Origin of the sequence: Thalassospira lucentensis (genome assembly GCF_050516545.1) — a bacterium.
Taxonomy (GTDB): domain Bacteria; phylum Pseudomonadota; class Alphaproteobacteria; order Rhodospirillales; family Thalassospiraceae; genus Thalassospira; species Thalassospira lucentensis_C.
This window is the reverse complement of the sequence record NZ_CP191544.1, coordinates 2898342-2919589: the sequence shown is the minus strand read 5'-3', so window position 1 is coordinate 2919589 and position 21248 is coordinate 2898342. Positions and strand designations below refer to the sequence as shown.

Annotated in this window: 1 protein-coding gene (only partly in view); it reads left to right on the top strand. The window is 55.8% G+C overall.

All coding sequences use genetic code 11. The features are described from left to right. Nucleotides 1-21248, top strand: the 3' portion of a protein-coding gene (locus ACQ0MK_RS13435) for a hypothetical protein (protein ID WP_430473048.1). It extends 7249 nt beyond the left edge of the window; only the last 21248 of its 28497 coding nucleotides appear in the window; its start codon lies off the left edge, out of view; it ends in the stop codon at nucleotides 21246-21248.

Sequence of the window (21248 nt, the reverse complement as noted above, 5' to 3'; positions counted from 1 at the left end):
CCGGTGTTCCGGATGGTGCGACTTTGTCTGCAGGTACCGATAATGGTGACGGCACCTGGACGTTGGGCTCGGACGATCTTGAAGGTCTGACGATTACACCGGCGGACGACTTCAGCGGTTCGTTTGATCTCGGTGTGACGGCGCAATCTGCCGATGGTGAAGATGTTGCGACCACGACCGGTTCGATCACGGTTGATGTTGCTGGCGTTGCAGATGCGCCGACACTTGATGTCGCTGACGCTTCTGGCTCAGAAGACAGCGCGATTGCGCTCGATATCGATGCCGGCTTGACAGATTCCAGTGAGGTTCTCACTGTGACCATCTCCGGCGTTCCGGACGGTGCGACTTTGTCGGCTGGTACGGATAATGGCGATGGCACCTGGACGTTGGGGTCGGATGATCTTGAAGGTCTGACGATTACGCCGGCCGATGACTTCAGCGGATCGTTCGATCTTGGTGTTACGGCTCAGTCGGAAGACGGCGAAGATGTTGCCTCTATCAGCGATACAGTTACCGTCGATGTTGCTGGTGTTGCCGATGCGCCAACCCTTGACGTTGCAGACGCAAGTGGCAACGAAGACAGTGCCATTGCGCTCGATATCGATGCGGGCCTGGCGGATTCCAGTGAGGTTCTGACGGTTACCATCTCCGGCGTTCCGGATGGCGCAACTCTGTCTGCAGGTACGGATAATGGTGACGGCACCTGGACATTGGGGTCGGATGATCTTGAAGGTCTGACGATCACGCCGGCCGATGACTTCTCTGGGTCGTTTGATCTTGGTGTGACGGCGCAGTCTGCCGACGGTGGAGATGTTGCGACGACCTCTGGTTCGATTACCGTCGATGTTGCTGGTGTTGCCGATGCGCCAACCCTTGACGTTGCAGACGCAAGTGGCAACGAAGACAGTGCCATTGCGCTCGATATCGATGCGGGCCTGGCGGATTCCAGTGAGGTTCTGACGGTTACCATCTCCGGCGTTCCGGATGGCGCAACTCTGTCTGCAGGTACGGATAATGGTGACGGCACCTGGACATTGGGGTCGGATGATCTTGAAGGTCTGACGATCACGCCGGCCGATGACTTCTCTGGGTCGTTTGATCTTGGTGTGACGGCGCAGTCTGCCGACGGTGGAGATGTTGCGACGACCTCTGGTTCGATTACGGTTGATGTTACCGGTGTTGCCGATGCACCGACTTTGGATGTCACGGATGCCAGTGGCTCAGAAGACAGCGCGATTGCACTCGACATTGATGCTGGTCTTACCGACAGCTCGGAAGTTCTGACAGTCACGATCTCCGGTGTTCCAGATGGCGCGACTTTGTCGGCAGGTACGGATAACGGTGACGGCACTTGGACTTTGGGTTCGGATGATCTTGAAGGTCTGACGATCACCCCGGCCGATGACTTCTCTGGTTCGTTTGATCTTGGTGTGACGGCGCAGTCTGCGGATGGCGCAGATGTTGCGACGACCTCTGGTTCGATTACGGTTGATGTTACCGGTGTTGCCGATGCACCGACTTTGGATGTTGCGGATGCCAGTGGCTCAGAAGACAGCGCGATTGCACTCGACATTGATGCTGGTCTTACCGACAGCTCGGAAGTTCTGACAGTCACGATCTCCGGTGTTCCGGACGGTGCGACCCTGTCTGCCGGTACGGATAATGGTGATGGCACCTGGACTTTGGGGTCGGATGATCTTGAAGGTCTGACGATCACGCCGGCCGATGACTTCTCTGGTTCGTTTGATCTTGGCGTTACCGCTCAGTCGGCGGATGGTGAAGACATCGCCTCTGTAAGTGATACGGTTACCGTCGATGTTACGGGTGTTGCGGATGCGCCAACCCTTGACGTTGCAGACGCAAGTGGCAACGAAGACAGTGCCATTGCGCTCGATATCGATGCTGGCCTGACAGATTCCAGTGAGGTTCTGACGGTTACCATCTCTGGTGTTCCGGATGGCGCGACTTTGTCGGCTGGTACCGATAATGGCGATGGTACCTGGACGTTGGGGTCGGATGATCTTGAAGGTCTGACGATCACGCCTGCGGATGACTTTAGCGGATCGTTTGATCTGGGTGTTACCGCTCAGTCGGCTGACGGTTCAGATGTTGCGGTTACGACAGACAGCCTGACGGTTGATGTTGCGGGTGTTGCTGATGCGCCGACTTTGGATGTTGCAGACGCAAGTGGCAACGAAGACAGCGCGATTGCACTTGATATCGATGCCGGTCTGACAGATTCCAGTGAGGTTCTGACGGTTACCATCTCCGGCGTTCCGGATGGCGCAACTCTGTCTGCAGGTACGGATAATGGTGACGGCACCTGGACATTGGGGTCGGATGATCTTGAAGGTCTGACGATCACGCCTGTGGATGACTTTAGCGGATCGTTTGATCTGGGTGTTACCGCTCAGTCGGCTGACGGTTCAGATGTTGCGGTTACGACAGACAGCCTGACGGTTGATGTTGCGGGTGTTGCTGATGCGCCGACTTTGGATGTTGCAGACGCCAGCGGTAATGAAGATTCAGCGATTGCGCTGGACATTGATGCTGGTCTTACCGACAGCTCGGAAGTTCTGAGTGTGACCATCTCCGGTGTTCCGGACGGTGCAACTCTGTCGGCTGGTACCGATAATGGCGATGGCACCTGGACGCTGGGCTCGGATGACCTTGAAGGTCTGACGATCACGCCTGCTGATGACTTCAGCGGATCATTTGATCTTGGTGTGACTGCTCAGTCTGCGGACGGCGAAGATGTTGCCTCTGTAAGCGATACTGTTACCGTCGATGTTGCAGGCGTTGCTGATGCGCCGACTTTGGATGTTGCAGACGCAAGTGGCAACGAAGACAGCGCGATTGCGCTTGATATCGATGCCGGTCTGACAGATTCCAGTGAGGTTCTGACGGTTACCATCTCTGGCGTGCCGGACGGTGCGACCCTGTCTGCGGGTACGGATAATGGCGATGGTACCTGGACGCTGGGCTCGGATGACCTTGAAGGTCTGACGATTACCCCTGCCGATGACTTCTCTGGTTCGTTTGACCTGGGCGTGACGGCACAGTCGGCTGACGGTGAAGACGTTGCCGATGTTAGCGGTAACATCACAGTCGATGTTGCCGGTGTTGCCGATGCGCCGACTTTGGATGTTGTTGACGCAAGCGGGAATGAAGATTCTGCGATTGCACTCGATATTGACGCCGGTCTCACCGACAGCTCGGAAGTTCTGACGGTCACCATCTCCGGTGTTCCGGATGGTGCGACTTTGTCTGCAGGTACCGATAATGGTGACGGCACCTGGACGTTGGGCTCGGACGATCTTGAAGGTTTGACGATCACACCGGCGGACGACTTCAGCGGTTCGTTTGATCTCGGTGTGACGGCGCAATCTGCCGATGGTGAAGATGTTGCGACCACGACCGGTTCGATCACGGTTGATGTTGCTGGCGTTGCAGATGCGCCGACACTTGATGTCGCTGACGCTTCTGGCTCAGAAGACAGCGCGATTGCGCTTGATATCGATGCCGGTCTGACAGATTCCAGTGAGGTTCTGACGGTTACCATCTCTGGCGTGCCGGACGGTGCGACCCTGTCTGCGGGTACGGATAATGGCGATGGTACCTGGACGCTGGGCTCGGATGACCTTGAAGGTCTGACGATTACCCCTGCCGATGACTTCTCTGGTTCGTTTGACCTGGGCGTGACGGCACAGTCGGCTGACGGTGAAGACGTTGCCGATGTTAGCGGTAACATCACAGTCGATGTTGCCGGTGTTGCCGATGCGCCGACTTTGGATGTTGTTGACGCAAGCGGGAATGAAGATTCTGCGATTGCACTCGATATTGACGCCGGTCTCACCGACAGCTCGGAAGTTCTGACGGTCACCATCTCCGGTGTTCCGGATGGTGCGACTTTGTCTGCAGGTACCGATAATGGTGACGGCACCTGGACGTTGGGCTCGGACGATCTTGAAGGTTTGACGATCACACCGGCGGACGACTTCAGCGGTTCGTTTGATCTCGGTGTGACGGCGCAATCTGCCGATGGTGAAGATGTTGCGACCACGACCGGTTCGATCACGGTTGATGTTGCTGGCGTTGCAGATGCGCCGACACTTGATGTCGCTGACGCTTCTGGCTCAGAAGACAGTGCCATTGCGCTTGATATCGATGCCGGTCTGACAGATTCCAGTGAGGTTCTCACGGTCACCATCTCCGGCGTTCCGGATGGTGCGACTTTGTCGGCTGGTACGGATAATGGTGATGGCACCTGGACGTTGGGATCGAATGATCTTGAAGGTCTGACGATCACGCCTGCGGATGACTTTAGCGGTTCGTTTGATCTGGGCGTTACAGCTCAGTCAGCGGATGGTGAAGACATCGCCTCTGTAAGTGATACGGTTACCGTCGATGTTACGGGTGTTGCGGATGCGCCAACCCTTGACGTTGCGGATGCTTCTGGCAATGAAGATTCAGCGATTGCGCTTGATATTGATGCAGGCCTGACAGATTCCAGTGAAGTTCTGACAGTCACGATCTCCGGCGTTCCGGATGGTGCGACTTTGTCGGCTGGTACGGATAATGGGGATGGCACCTGGACGTTGGGATCGGATGATCTTGAAGGTCTGACGATTACGCCGGCGGATGACTTCTCTGGCAGCTTTGATCTTGGTGTAACGGCACAGTCGGCCGACGGCGAAGATGTTGCCTCTGTAAGTGATACGGTTACCGTCGATGTTACGGGTGTTGCGGATGCGCCAACCCTTGACGTTGCGGATGCTTCTGGCAATGAAGATTCAGCGATTGCGCTCGATATCGATGCCGGCTTGACAGATTCCAGTGAGGTTCTCACTGTGACCATCTCCGGCGTTCCGGACGGTGCGACTTTGTCGGCTGGTACGGATAATGGCGATGGCACCTGGACGTTGGGGTCGGATGATCTTGAAGGTCTGACGATTACGCCGGCCGATGACTTCAGCGGATCGTTCGATCTTGGTGTTACGGCTCAGTCGGAAGACGGCGAAGATGTTGCCTCTATCAGCGATACAGTTACCGTCGATGTTGCTGGTGTTGCCGATGCGCCAACCCTTGACGTTGCAGACGCAAGTGGCAACGAAGACAGTGCCATTGCGCTCGATATCGATGCGGGCCTGGCGGATTCCAGTGAGGTTCTGACGGTTACCATCTCCGGCGTTCCGGATGGCGCAACTCTGTCTGCAGGTACGGATAATGGTGACGGCACCTGGACATTGGGGTCGGATGATCTTGAAGGTCTGACGATCACGCCGGCCGATGACTTCTCTGGGTCGTTTGATCTTGGTGTGACGGCGCAGTCTGCCGACGGTGGAGATGTTGCGACGACCTCTGGTTCGATTACGGTTGATGTTACCGGTGTTGCCGATGCACCGACTTTGGATGTCACGGATGCCAGTGGCTCAGAAGACAGCGCGATTGCACTCGACATTGATGCTGGTCTTACCGACAGCTCGGAAGTTCTGACAGTCACGATCTCCGGTGTTCCAGATGGCGCGACTTTGTCGGCAGGTACGGATAACGGTGACGGCACTTGGACTTTGGGTTCGGATGATCTTGAAGGTCTGACGATCACCCCGGCCGATGACTTCTCTGGTTCGTTTGATCTTGGTGTGACGGCGCAGTCTGCGGATGGCGCAGATGTTGCGACGACCTCTGGTTCGATTACGGTTGATGTTACCGGTGTTGCCGATGCACCGACTTTGGATGTTGCGGATGCCAGTGGCTCAGAAGACAGCGCGATTGCACTCGACATTGATGCTGGTCTTACCGACAGCTCGGAAGTTCTGACAGTCACGATCTCCGGTGTTCCGGACGGTGCGACCCTGTCTGCCGGTACGGATAATGGTGATGGCACCTGGACTTTGGGGTCGGATGATCTTGAAGGTCTGACGATCACGCCGGCCGATGACTTCTCTGGTTCGTTTGATCTTGGCGTTACGGCGCAATCGGCAGACGGCGAAGATGTTGCGACGACGTCCGGTTCGATCACAGTTGATGTTGCGGGTGTCGCTGATGCGCCAACGCTTGAAACTTCAAATGCGTCTGGCAATGAAGACAGTGCCATTGCTCTCGATATTGATGCGGCTCTGACAGATTCCAGTGAAGTTCTCACTGTGACCATCTCCGGTGTTCCGGATGGTGCGACCCTCTCAGCTGGTACCGATAATGGCGATGGCACCTGGACGCTGGGTTCGGATGATCTTGAAGGTCTGACGATCACGCCGGCCGATGACTTCTCTGGCAGCTTTGATCTGGGCGTCACCGCTCAGTCTGCGGATGGCGAAGATGTTGCAGTTACGACCGACAGCCTGACAGTTGATGTCGCGGGTGTCGCTGATGCGCCAACGCTTGAAACTTCAAATGCGTCTGGCAATGAAGACAGTGCCATTGCACTCAATATTGATGCCGGCCTGACGGATTCCAGTGAAGTTCTGACAGTTACGATCTCTGGCGTTCCGGATGGTGCGACCTTGTCAGCGGGTACCGATAATGGCGACGGCACCTGGACGTTGGGATCGGATGACCTTGAAGGTCTGACGATTACGCCTGCCGATGACTTCAGCGGGGCGTTTGATCTGAGCGTTACCGCTCAGTCGGCGGATGGTGAAGACATCGCCTCTGTAAGTGATACGGTTACCGTCGATGTTACGGGTGTTGCGGATGCGCCAACCCTTGACGTTGCAGACGCAAGTGGCAACGAAGACAGTGCCATTGCGCTCGATATCGATGCTGGCCTGACAGATTCCAGTGAGGTTCTGACGGTTACCATCTCTGGTGTTCCGGATGGCGCGACTTTGTCGGCTGGTACCGATAATGGCGATGGTACCTGGACGTTGGGGTCGGATGATCTTGAAGGTCTGACGATTACCCCGGCGGATGACTTCTCTGGCAGCTTTGATCTGGGCGTTACCGCTCAGTCGGCAGACGGCGAGGATGTTGCGGTTACCACCGACAGCCTGACAGTTGATGTTGCCGGTGTTGCGGATGCTCCGACTTTGGATGTTGCGGATGCCAGCGGTTCCGAAGATTCGGCCATAGCGTTGGATATTGACGCCGGTCTCACTGATAGCTCGGAAGTCCTGACGGTCACCATCTCCGGTGTGCCGGACGGGGCGACTTTGTCTGCGGGTACGGACAACGGTGACGGCACCTGGACGTTGGGATCAGATGATCTTGAAGGTTTGACGATTACACCTGCCGATGACTTCAGCGGGTCGTTCGATCTGGGCGTTACTGCCCAGTCAGCTGATGGCGAAGATGTTGCGGTTACGACCGACAGCCTGACCGTTGATGTTGCTGGGGTTGCCGATGCGCCAACCCTTGAGACGTCGAACGCTTCCGGCAATGAAGATTCAGCGATCGCGCTTGATATTGATGCCGGTCTGACAGATTCCAGTGAAGTTCTAACTGTGACCATCTCTGGCGTTCCGGATGGCGCAACCTTGTCGGCTGGTATCGATAATGGCGATGGCACCTGGACGTTGGGATCGGATGACCTTGACGGTTTGACAATTACGCCAGCTGATGACTTCAGCGGATCGTTTGATCTTGGCGTGACGGCACAGTCTGCTGATGGCGAAGATGTTGCGACGACCTCTGGTTCAATCACAGTTGATGTTGCGGGTGTGGCAGATGCGCCAACCCTCGAGACGTCGAATGCTTCTGGCTCTGAAGACAGTGCGATTGCGCTGGACATTGACGCAGGCCTGACAGATTCGAGCGAAGTTCTGACGGTTACGATTAGTGGCGTGCCGGACGGCGCGACCTTGTCGGCTGGTACGGATAATGGGGATGGTACCTGGACGTTGGGATCGGATGACCTTGAAGGTCTGACAATTACACCAGCGGATGACTTCTCTGGCAGCTTTGATCTGGGTGTTACCGCTCAGTCGGCGGATGGTGAAGACGTTGCGACCACGACCGGTTCGATCACCCTTGATGTTGCGGGTGTCGCCGATGCGCCAACACTCGAAACCTCAAACGCCTCTGGCAATGAAGACAGCGCGATTGCGCTCGACGTTGATGCCGGTCTTACCGACAGCTCGGAAGTTCTGACAGTCACCATCTCTGGTGTGCCGGATGGCGCGACTTTGTCGGCTGGTACGGACAATGGTGACGGCACCTGGACGCTGGGCTCGGATGATCTTGAAGGTCTGACGATTACGCCAGCTGATGACTTCAGCGGGTCGTTTGACTTGGGTGTCACCGCTCAGTCGGCAGACGGTGAAGATATTGCCACCACGACCAGGTCGATCACGGTTGACGTTGCGGGTGTCGCTGATGCCCCGACCTTGGATGTTGCCGACGCAAGCGGTTCTGAAGACTCAGCGATTGCGCTGGATATCGGTGCCGGTCTTACCGACAGTTCAGAAGTCCTGACGGTTACGATCAGTGGTGTACCGGACGGGGCGATCTTGTCTGCTGGTACCGATAATGGTGATGGTACCTGGACGTTGGGCTCGGATGATCTTGAAGGTCTGACGATTACCCCGACGGACGATTTCAGCGGTTCGTTCGATCTGGGTGTGAGTGCTCAGTCGGCGGATGGCGAAGATGTTGCCACCACGACCGGTTCGATTACGGTTGATGTTGCCGGCGTTGCCGATGCCCCGACCTTGGATGTCGCGGACGCAAGCGGCTCCGAAGACAGCGCGATCACGCTCGATATTGACGCAGGCCTTACCGACAACTCGGAAGTTCTGACAGTCACGATCTCCGGTGTGCCGGACGGCGCGACCTTGTCGGCTGGTACGGATAATGGGGATGGCACCTGGACGTTGGGCTCGGACGATCTTGAAGGTCTGACGATTACACCTGCTGATGACTTCTCTGGCAGCTTTGATCTGGGTGTTACCGCTCAGTCGGCGGATGGCGAAGATGTTGCCACCACGACCGGTTCGATTACGGTTGATGTTGCGGGTGTTGCAGATGCCCCAACTTTGGATGTTGCGGACGCAAGTGGTTCCGAAGATTCGGCCATAGCGTTGGATATTGACGCAGGCCTAACGGACAGTTCGGAAGTTCTGACGGTTACGATCAGTGGTGTACCGGACGGTGCAACCTTGTCGGCGGGTACGGATAATGGTGACGGCACCTGGACGCTGGGCTCGGATAATCTTGAAGGTCTGACGATTACACCAGCTGATGACTTCTCTGGCAGCTTTGATCTTGGTGTTACGGCGCAGTCCGCAGATGGTGAAGATGTTGAGACCACGTCCGGTTCCATCACGGTTGATGTTGCGGGTGTTGCGGATGCACCGACTTTGGATGTTGCTGATGCCAGTGGTTCCGAAGACAGCGCGATTGCACTTGATATCGATGCTGGCCTGACAGATTCCAGTGAGGTTCTGACGGTTACCATCTCTGGTGTGCCGGACGGTGCGACCTTGTCGGCGGGTACGGATAATGGCGACGGCACCTGGACGCTGGGGTCGGATGATCTTGAAGGTCTGACGATTACCCCGGCGGATGACTTCTCTGGCAGCTTTGATCTGGGCGTTACCGCTCAGTCGGCAGACGGCGAGGATGTTGCGGTTACCACCGACAGCCTGACAGTTGATGTTGCCGGTGTTGCGGATGCTCCGACTTTGGATGTTGCGGATGCCAGCGGTTCCGAAGATTCGGCCATAGCGTTGGATATTGACGCCGGTCTCACTGATAGCTCGGAAGTCCTGACGGTCACCATCTCCGGTGTGCCGGACGGGGCGACTTTGTCTGCGGGTACGGACAACGGTGACGGCACCTGGACGTTGGGATCAGATGATCTTGAAGGTTTGACGATTACACCTGCCGATGACTTCAGCGGGTCGTTCGATCTGGGCGTTACTGCCCAGTCTGCCGATGGCGAAGATGTTGCGACGGCGTCTGGCTCCATCACAGTTGATGTTGCCGGTGTTGCGGATACGCCGACTTTAGATGTGGCGGACGCAAGCGGGAATGAAGATTCGGCCATAGCGCTCGACATCGATGCCGGTCTGACGGACAGCTCGGAAGTTCTGACAGTTACGATCAGTGGTGTTCCGGATGGGGCAACCTTGTCAGCCGGTACGGATAATGGTCACGGCACCTGGACACTGGGGTCGGATGACCTTGAAGGTCTGACGATCACCCCGGCCGATGACTTCAGCGGATCGTTCGATCTCGGTGTGACAGCGCAATCGGCTGACGGCGAAGATGTTGCCACCACGACGGGTTCGATCACGGTTGATGTTACCGGTGTTGCGGATGCCCCGACCTTGGATGTTGCGGACGCCAGCGGTTCTGAAGATTCTGCAATTGCGCTGGATATCGATGCAGGCCTTACTGACAGCTCGGAAGTTCTGACGGTCACCATCTCCGGTGTTCCGGATGGCGCGACCCTGTCGGCGGGTACGGATAATGGTGATGGCACCTGGACGCTGGGATCGGATGATCTTGAAGGTCTGACGATTACCCCGGCCGATGACTTCAGCGGGTCGTTTGACTTGGGCGTTACCGCGCAGTCTGCGGACGGTGAAGACATCGCCTCTGTAAGCGACAGCATCACGGTCGATGTTGCTGGTGTTGCGGATGCGCCAACCCTTGAGACCTCGAATGCCTCGGGTTCGGAAGACAGTGCGATTGCGCTTGATATTGATGCCGGTCTGACGGACAGCTCGGAAGTTCTGACAGTCACGATCTCCGGCGTGCCGGATGGTGCAACCCTGTCGGCGGGTACGGATAATGGTGATGGTACATGGACGCTGGGATCGGATGATCTTGAAGGTCTGACGATTACACCGGCTGATGACTTCAGCGGTTCGTTCGATCTGGGTGTTACCGCCCAGTCGGCAGATGGCGAAGATGTTGCGACGACTTCTGGTTCGATCACGGTTGACGTTGCTGGCGTTGCGGATGCGCCGACTTTGGAAACTTCAGATGCTTCTGGCAATGAAGACATCGCGATTGCACTTGATATCGATGCTGGTCTGACAGATTCCAGCGAAGTTCTTACTGTGACCATCTCCGGTGTTCCGGACGGAGCGACTTTGTCTGCGGGGACCGATAACGGTGATGGTACCTGGACGCTGGTCTCGGATGATCTTGAAGGTCTGACGATTACACCGGCCGATGACTTTAGCGGTTCGTTCGATCTGGGCGTGACCGCCCAGTCGGCTGATGGTGAAGATGTCGCCATGACTTCGGGTTCGATCACGGTTGACGTTGCGGGTGTGGCCGATGCGCCGACGCTCGAAACCTCAAATGCCAGTGGTTCGGAAGACAGCGCGATTGCGCTTGATATTGATGCCGGTCTTACCGACAGCTCGGAAGTTCTGACAGTCACGATCTCTGGTGTTCCGGATGGCGCGACTTTGTCGGCTGGTACCGATAATGGCGATGGTACCTGGACGTTGGGGTCGGATGATCTTGAAGGTCTGACGATTACCCCGGCGGATGACTTCTCTGGCAGCTTTGATCTGGGCGTTACCGCTCAGTCGGCAGACGGCGAGGATGTTGCGGTTACCACCGACAGCCTGACAGTTGATGTTGCCGGTGTTGCGGATGCTCCGACTTTGGATGTTGCGGATGCCAGCGGTTCCGAAGATTCGGCCATAGCGTTGGATATTGACGCCGGTCTCACTGATAGCTCGGAAGTCCTGACGGTCACCATCTCCGGTGTGCCGGACGGGGCGACTTTGTCTGCGGGTACGGACAACGGTGACGGCACCTGGACGTTGGGATCAGATGATCTTGAAGGTTTGACGATTACACCTGCCGATGACTTCAGCGGGTCGTTCGATCTGGGCGTTACTGCCCAGTCTGCCGATGGCGAAGATGTTGCGACGGCGTCTGGCTCCATCACAGTTGATGTTGCCGGTGTTGCGGATACGCCGACTTTAGATGTGGCGGACGCAAGCGGGAATGAAGATTCGGCCATAGCGCTCGACATCGATGCCGGTCTGACGGACAGCTCGGAAGTTCTGACAGTTACGATCAGTGGTGTTCCGGATGGGGCAACCTTGTCAGCCGGTACGGATAATGGTCACGGCACCTGGACACTGGGGTCGGATGACCTTGAAGGTCTGACGATCACCCCGGCCGATGACTTCAGCGGATCGTTCGATCTCGGTGTGACAGCGCAATCGGCTGACGGCGAAGATGTTGCCACCACGACGGGTTCGATCACGGTTGATGTTACCGGTGTTGCGGATGCCCCGACCTTGGATGTTGCGGACGCCAGCGGTTCTGAAGATTCTGCAATTGCGCTGGATATCGATGCAGGCCTTACTGACAGCTCGGAAGTTCTGACGGTCACCATCTCCGGTGTTCCGGATGGCGCGACCCTGTCGGCGGGTACGGATAATGGTGATGGCACCTGGACGCTGGGATCGGATGATCTTGAAGGTCTGACGATTACCCCGGCCGATGACTTCAGCGGGTCGTTTGACTTGGGCGTTACCGCGCAGTCTGCGGACGGTGAAGACATCGCCTCTGTAAGCGACAGCATCACGGTCGATGTTGCTGGTGTTGCGGATGCGCCGACTTTAGATGTGGCGGACGCAAGCGGGAATGAAGATTCGGCCATAGCGCTCGACATCGATGCCGGTCTGACGGACAGCTCGGAAGTTCTGACAGTTACGATCAGTGGTGTTCCGGATGGGGCAACCTTGTCAGCCGGTACGGATAATGGTCACGGCACCTGGACACTGGGGTCGGATGACCTTGAAGGTCTGACGATTACACCGGCTGATGACTTCAGCGGTTCGTTCGATCTGGGTGTTACCGCCCAGTCGGCAGATGGCGAAGATGTTGCGACGACTTCTGGTTCGATCACGGTTGACGTTGCTGGCGTTGCGGATGCGCCGACTTTGGAAACTTCAGATGCTTCTGGCAATGAAGACATCGCGATTGCACTTGATATCGATGCTGGTCTGACAGATTCCAGCGAAGTTCTTACTGTGACCATCTCCGGTGTTCCGGACGGAGCGACTTTGTCTGCGGGGACCGATAACGGTGATGGTACCTGGACGCTGGTCTCGGATGATCTTGAAGGTCTGACGATTACACCGGCCGATGACTTTAGCGGTTCGTTCGATCTGGGCGTGACCGCCCAGTCGGCTGATGGTGAAGATGTCGCCATGACTTCGGGTTCGATCACGGTTGACGTTGCGGGTGTGGCCGATGCGCCGACGCTCGAAACCTCAAATGCCAGTGGTTCGGAAGACAGCGCGATTGCGCTTGATATTGATGCCGGTCTTACCGACAGCTCGGAAGTTCTGACAGTCACGATCTCTGGCGTTCCGGATGGCGCAACCTTGTCGGCTGGTACGGATAATGGCGATGGCACCTGGACGTTGGGATCGGATGACCTTGAAGGTCTGACGATCACCCCGGCGGATGACTTCAGCGGATCGTTTGACTTGGGCGTTACCGCGCAGTCTGCGGATGGTGAAGACATTGCCTCCGTAAGCGACAGCATCACAGTTGATGTTGTCGGTGTGGCAGATGCGCCAACCCTTGAGACGTCGAATGCCTCTGGCAATGAAGACAGTGCGATTGCGCTCGACATTGATGCTGGTCTTACCGATAGCTCCGAAGTTCTTACGGTTACGATCAGTGGTGTTCCGGATGGTGCGACCCTGTCGGCTGGTACGGATAATGGTGATGGTACCTGGACGCTGGGATCGGACGATCTTGAAGGTCTGACGATTACGCCTGCTGATGACTTCTCTGGCAGCTTCGATCTCGGCGTTACTGCCCAGTCGGCCGATGGCGAAGATGTTGCGACGACTTCCGGTTCGATTACGGTTGATGTTGCGGGTGTCGCTGACGCGCCAACGCTGGAAACCTCCAATGCGTCGGGCAATGAAGACAGCGCGATTGCGCTTGATATCGATGCGGGCCTGACAGATTCCAGTGAGGTTCTCACTGTGACCATCTCCGGCGTACCGGATGGTGCAACCTTGTCGGCGGGTACGGATAATGGTGACGGCACCTGGACGCTGGGCTCGGATAATCTTGAAGGTCTGACGATTACACCAGCTGATGACTTCTCTGGCAGCTTTGATCTTGGTGTTACGGCGCAGTCCGCAGATGGTGAAGATGTTGAGACCACGTCCGGTTCCATCACGGTTGATGTTGCGGGTGTTGCGGATGCACCGACTTTGGATGTTGCTGATGCCAGTGGTTCCGAAGACAGCGCGATTGCACTTGATATCGATGCTGGCCTGACAGATTCCAGTGAGGTTCTGACGGTTACCATCTCTGGTGTGCCGGACGGTGCGACCTTGTCGGCGGGTACGGATAATGGCGACGGCACCTGGACGCTGGGGTCGGATGATCTTGAGGGTCTGACGATTACACCGGCCGATGACTTCTCTGGCAGCTTTGATCTTGGTGTGACGGCACAGTCTGCCGATGGTGAAGATGTTGCGACGACCTCTGGGTCGATCACGGTGGATGTTGCTGGTGTTGCTGATGCTCCGACGCTGGAAACCTCCAATGCCAGCGGTTCTGAAGATTCAGCGATTGCGCTTGATATTGACGCCGATCTCACTGACAGCTCCGAAGTTCTCACAGTCACGATCAGTGGTGTTCCGGATGGCGCAACCTTGTCAGCAGGTACCGATAATGGCGATGGTACCTGGACGTTGGGCTCGGATGATCTTGAAGGTTTGACGATTACACCAGCCGATGACTTCAGCGGTTCGTTTGATCTTGGTGTAACGGTGCAGTCTGCGGATGGCGAAGATATTGCGACGACGTCGGGTTCGATTACGGTTGATGTTGCCGGTGTGGCAGATGCGCCAACGCTCGAATTAACAGACGCGATGGGTGCGGAAGATTCAGCGATTGCACTCGACATTGATGCTGGTCTGACAGATTCCAGTGAGGTTCTGACAGTCACCATTTCCGGTGTTCCGGATGGCGCAACCTTGTCTGCTGGTACCGATAATGGCGATGGCACCTGGACGTTGGGGTCGGATGACCTTGAAGGTCTGACGATCACCCCGGCGGATGACTTCAGCGGTTCGTTTGACTTGGGTGTGACCGCCCAGTCTGCCGACGGTGAAGACATTGCCTCTGTAAGCGACAGCATCACGGTTGATGTTGCCGGTGTGGCAGATGCGCCAACCCTTGAGACGTCGAATGCTTCCGGCAATGAAGACAGTGCGATTGCACTCGACATCGATGCCGGTCTCACTGACAGTTCCGAAGTTCTGACGGTCACCATCTCTGGCGTTCCGGACGGTGCGACCTTGTCGGCAGGGACCGATAATGGCGACGGCACCTGGACGCTAGGATCGGACGATCTTGAAGGTCTGACGATTACGCCTGCAGATGACTTCTCTGGCAGCTTTGATCTTGGTGTTACGGCACAGTCGGCGGATGGCGAAGATGTTGCAGTTACGACCGACAGTTTGACCGTTGATGTTGCGGGCGTCGCGGATGCGCCAACATTGGAAACTTCCGATGCTTCGGGCAATGAAGACAGTGCCATCGCGCTCGACATTGATGCCGGTCTGACAGATTCCAGTGAAGTTCTGACGGTCACGATCTCCGGTGTTCCGGATGGCGCAACCTTGTCAGCAGGTACCGATAATGGTGACGGTACCTGGACGCTGGGATCGGATGACCTTGAAGGTCTGACGATTACACCGGCTGAGAATTTCAGCGGGTCGTTTGATCTTGATGTAACGGCGCAGTCAGCGGACGGCGAAGATGTTGCAGTTACGACCGACAGCCTGACGGTTGATGTTACCGGTGTTGCAGATAAACCAACACTCGAAGTGTCTGATGCTACCGGCTTTGAAGACAGTGCGATTGCGCTCGATATTGATGCGGCTCTGACAGATTCCAGTGAAGTTCTGACAGTCACGATCTCCGGTGTTCCGGATGGTGCGACCTTGTCGGCTGGTACAGACAATGGCAATGGTAAGTGGACCCTTTCAGCGGATGACCTTGAGGGCCTGACCATTACCCCGCCAGAAGATTTCAGCGGCTCATTTGATCTTCGTGTGGTGGCTCAGTCTGCCGATGGCGATGATGTTGCGACAACAGCGGAAATCGTCAGACCGACAAGAGGTTCTCTGTCGAGCGCCAATACGATTACAGTCGATGTTGTTGGGGTGGCTGACGCACCGACACTCGAATTAACAGACGCGATGGGCGCGGAAGATTCAGCAATTGCGCTCGATATCGATGCAGGCCTGACAGATTCCAGCGAAGTTCTCACGGTCACCATCTCCGGTGTTCCGGACGGTGCAACCTTGTCGGCTGGTACCGATAATGGTGATGGCACCTGGACGTTGGGGGCGGACGATCTTGAAGGTCTGACGATCATACCGGCGGATGACTTCTCTGGCAGCTTTGATCTGGGTGTGAGTGCTCAGTCTGCGGACGGTGAAGATGTTGCAGTTACCTCCGACAGTTTGACAGTTGATGTTGCCGGTGTCGCGGATGCGCCAACGCTTGAGACCTCGAACGCTTCGGGCAACGAAGACAGTGCCATCGCACTTGATATCGATGCAGGCCTGACAGATTCCAGTGAAGTTCTCACTGTGACCATCTCTGGCGTGCCGGACGGGGCGACCCTGTCTGCGGGTACGGATAATGGTGATGGTACATGGACGCTGAGTTCCGGTGATCTTGAAGGTCTGACAATTACCCCGGCGGATGACTTCAGCGGGTCGTTTGATCTGGGGGTGGCCGCCCAGTCTGCGGACGGTGAAGATGTTGCCACCACGACCGGTTCGATTACGGTTGATGTTGCCGGTGTGGCCGATGCGCCGACGCTCGAAACCTCGAATGCTTCGGGCTCTGAAGACAGTGCGATTGCACTCGACATCGACGCAGGCCTCACTGACAGCTCGGAAACCCTGACAATCACGATTGGTGGCGTGCCGGATGGTGCGACTTTGTCTGCCGGTACTGATAATGGTGATGGCACATGGTCGCTGACATCAGATGATCTTGACGGGCTTACTGTTACACCGCCTGCGGATTACAGTGGCTCTTTCGATCTGGAAATTACGGCAAGCACCCAGGACGGTGTTGATATCGCAACTGTTACTGACACCGTCATGGTGAATGTAATTGGTGAAGCGGATCTGCCGACCCTTGAAGTTTCGGATGCCTCGGGCAATGAAGAGAGTGCCATCGCGCTCGATATTGATGCCGGATTGAGCGATGCCTCGGAAGTATTGTCTGTAACGATTTCTGGTGTGCCAGAAGACGCTACATTGTCGGCAGGGATTAACAATAATGATGGTTCATGGACATTGTCGGCGGCGGATCTTGAAGGTCTGACGATCACACCGGGCGATGATTATTCCGGCTCGTTTGATCTGAGCGTGACTGTGACCTCGACCGATGGCGAAGACACAGCAAGTGTGAGCGATACGATTACGGTTGATGTTGCCGGTGTCGCAGATACGCCAACACTTGTTGTTGCCAATGCAAGCGGAGATGAAGGCAATAGCGTTGCCCTTGATATCGATGCAGGTCTGACAGATTCCAGCGAAATTTTGACTGTTACCATCGCGGGTGTGCCAGACGGTGCGGTTCTGTCTGCGGGAACCAATAACAATGATGGTACCTGGACACTGAATCCGGGTGATCTTGAAGGTCTGACGATTACGCCGGCAAATGATTATTCCGGTAGTTTTGATCTGACGGTTACAGCGACCTCAGTTGATGGGGATGACAGCGCAAGTATTGAGCAGAGCCTACGGGTCGACATCATTGATAACCCGAACGAAACAGTTATTGGAACCAGCGGCACGGATGAAATTACTACCGGCGACGGCAATGATTACATTGAAGGCCAAGGTGGTCATGACACGATCGCGTCCGGATCAGGTGACGACACTATTTATGGCGGCAGTGGCAATGATGTCATCAATAGCGGCAGCGGTGACGATACCGTCATCGGCGGCGGCGGCCGCGATACGATTAACGCCGGCGACGGTGATGATTACGTCAATGCGGGCGGATCACATGACATTGTCGATGGCGGTGCCGGCGATGATACGATCTTTGGTGGCGGCGGTAAGGATACGATTTCGGGTGGAGATGGTGACGACTATATCGATGCAGGAAATAGCAACGATACGGTAACCGGCGGTGCTGGAAATGACACCATTCTTGGTGGTGCAGGCAGGGATACCCTTGATGGCGGAGAAGGAACTGACACACTTTATGGTGGAAGTTCTGATGATATCCTGACGGGGTCAGGTGATGATCAGCTTTATGGCGATTCTGGAAACGACGAAATTCGCTATAGCGTTGATCTGTCTGCCGAAGGAACCGGACTTATTGATGGTGGTAGTAATACCGATAATCTGAAGCTGTATCTAAGTTCAGATCAACTGTCGGGCGATGGCGTCATTGATGCGTTGCAGGACCTGCAGGATCATATCGATTCGGGCCAAGAGGGAAGCCTTACACTCGATGCGTTGGGTGTTGAAGTCGACAATATTGAAAATGTCGAAATCTATGTCGACGGCGTTCTTTATGACCCGGCAGCAGAAGCACCGACTTTGTCAGTGTCGGACACAAGTGGCCGTGAAGATAATGCAATCGCTCTTGATATCGACGCCGGGCTCAGCGACAGCACAGAAATCCTTTCGATCACCATTTCCGGCGTTCCTGACGGGGCAATACTGTCTGCGGGTACGGATAATGGCGACGGTACCTGGACCTTGGGACCAGATGACCTTGACGGTCTGACGATCACGCCGGCCGATGACTACAGCGGTTCGTTTGATCTTGATGTGACGGCAATGTCCGCTGTCGGTGATGACAGTGCTTCGATCAGTGATGTTATTACAGTTGATATAGCCGGTGTTGCAGATACGCCGAGCCTTGAGGTGTCTGATGCCTCTGGCAACGAAGATGCAACCATTGCACTTGATATCGGAGCCGGGCTGAGTGACACATCGGAAGTTCTGTCGGTGACCATTTCAGGTGTTCCGGATGGCGCAACCCTGTCGGCCGGTACAGATAGTGGCGATGGCACTTGGACGCTGTCAGCAGCGGACCTTGAAGGTCTGACGATCACACCGAGCGATGATTATTCCGGATCGTTTGACCTGAGCGTTACGGTGACTTCGACCGATGGCGAGGACACTGCGAGTGTCAGTGATACGATCACGGTTGATGTAGCCGGTGTTGCCGATACACCGACCTTTGATGCATCTGATGCGTCAGGTGATGAAGATACAAGCTTCGCACTTGATGTCGATGCGAGCCTGAGTGATGCATCTGAGGTTCTGTCGGTGACCATTTCGGGTGTGCCTGATGGCGCAACGCTGTCTGCTGGCACCAACAATGGGAATGGCACCTGGACGCTGTCAGCAACGGACCTTGAAGGCCTGAGCATTACGCCACCGGATGACTATTCCGGATCGTTTGATCTGAGTGTTACGGTTACTTCGACCGACGGTGCAGACACTGCAAGTGTCAATGACACAATCACAATTGATGTTGCCGGTGTTGCCGATACACCAACCCTTGAAGTGTCCGACGCCAGCGGAGATGAAGGCAATAGCGTTGCCCTTGATATTGATGCTGCCGTTACCGATAGCAGTGAAACGCTGACGGTTACGATCAGTGGTGTACCAACCGGTGCGACCCTGTCGGCAGGGACCAACAACGGGAATGGGACCTGGACACTAGGTGCAGCCCAACTGGTCGGGCTGACGATTATGGCGGGCAGTGATTATGCTGGTACGTTTGAGCTGACCGTGTCTGTTCAGTCTCAGGATGGTGATGATACGGCCACCACCACGGCCATTCTTGAAGTCACCATAGAAGAGACCGTCGACAGCGATGAAACCCGCTGGGGATCAGATAACAATGACGAGTTCGAGACCGGGTCAGGGAATGACACTGTTGGCGCCGGTGGTGGTAATGATACGATATCGACAAATCCCGGTAATGACACCATCTGGGCCGGGAACGGTAACGACGTGATCTATGCCGGTGACGGAGATGATAGTGTTACCGGTGATGGCGGCAACGACTATATTGATGCTGGTGCCGGTAACGATACCGTTCACGGCGGGGAAGGGAACAACACCATCCTTGGCGGAACCGGCAATGATTACATTACGGCAGGAAGCGGTAACGACAGCATCTATGCCAGTGATGGAGACAACATCATCTATGCCAATGAAGGTAATAACCACATTGAAACCGGCGCGGGCAATGACAGCCTCTATGCGGGGAGTGGCGATGACACGATCCTTGGCGGAGATGGTAACAACTATGTCAATGCTGGTGAAGGGAAGAACTATATTGCGACTGGCAGCGGGGATGACAGCATCACTGTCGGCAGTGGTAATGACACGATCATTGGTGGGAGCGGCAACAATAATGTCAGCGCAGGTGAGGGGGATAACCTTGTCTGGACCGGTACGGGTAATGACAGCATCACAAGTGGTTCTGGCGACGACATTATCTATGACGAAGGTGGCAATAACACCATATCTGCTGGTGAAGGGCGCAACACCATTTGGACCGGAAGTGGTGACGACACCATTTCGACCGGCAGTGAGAATGACACCGTTTCGGCAGGTGATGGCAATGATAGTATTAATGTCGGTGATGGTAAGAACACGGTCTGGGGCGGTGGGGGAGATGACTCCATTCACGGCGCCTATGGTGATGACACCTTCCTTGGTGGCGATGGTAACGACATTCTTGTCGCTGACGGCGGGGACAACTATTTCGATGGCGGGGCGGATAACGACACCCTGACCGGCGGATGGGGCAAGGACACCTTCTATGGCGGGTCAGGCAATGACACGCTTGATAGCGGCGGTGGTGATGACAAGCTGTATGGCGACGACGGGGATGACACCCTGAGTGGTGGTGCAGGCAAGGATACACTGAGCGGCGGTGACGGTAATGACTTGCTGCTGGGGGGCGATGACAACGACACCCTGATGGGCGGGTTCGGTGATGACGCGCTGTATGGCGGCGGGGGATCCGATCTGTTCATCTTTAACATGGGTGAAGGCAATGACACTGTGGATGGTGGTGCCAATGGATGGACCACCGATACCATTGAACTTAACGGCTTGGGTGGCGGGAAAATCGACTCGAGTGACTGGACCTTGATCCTTGATGAAGGCGAGATCACCGATTCGAAAAAACACCATCTTGAACTTTCCACCGATTCGTCTGGAACAATCGTCTTTTCCGATGGTTCTGAGTTGACATTCTCCAATGTCGAACGTATCGAGTGGTGA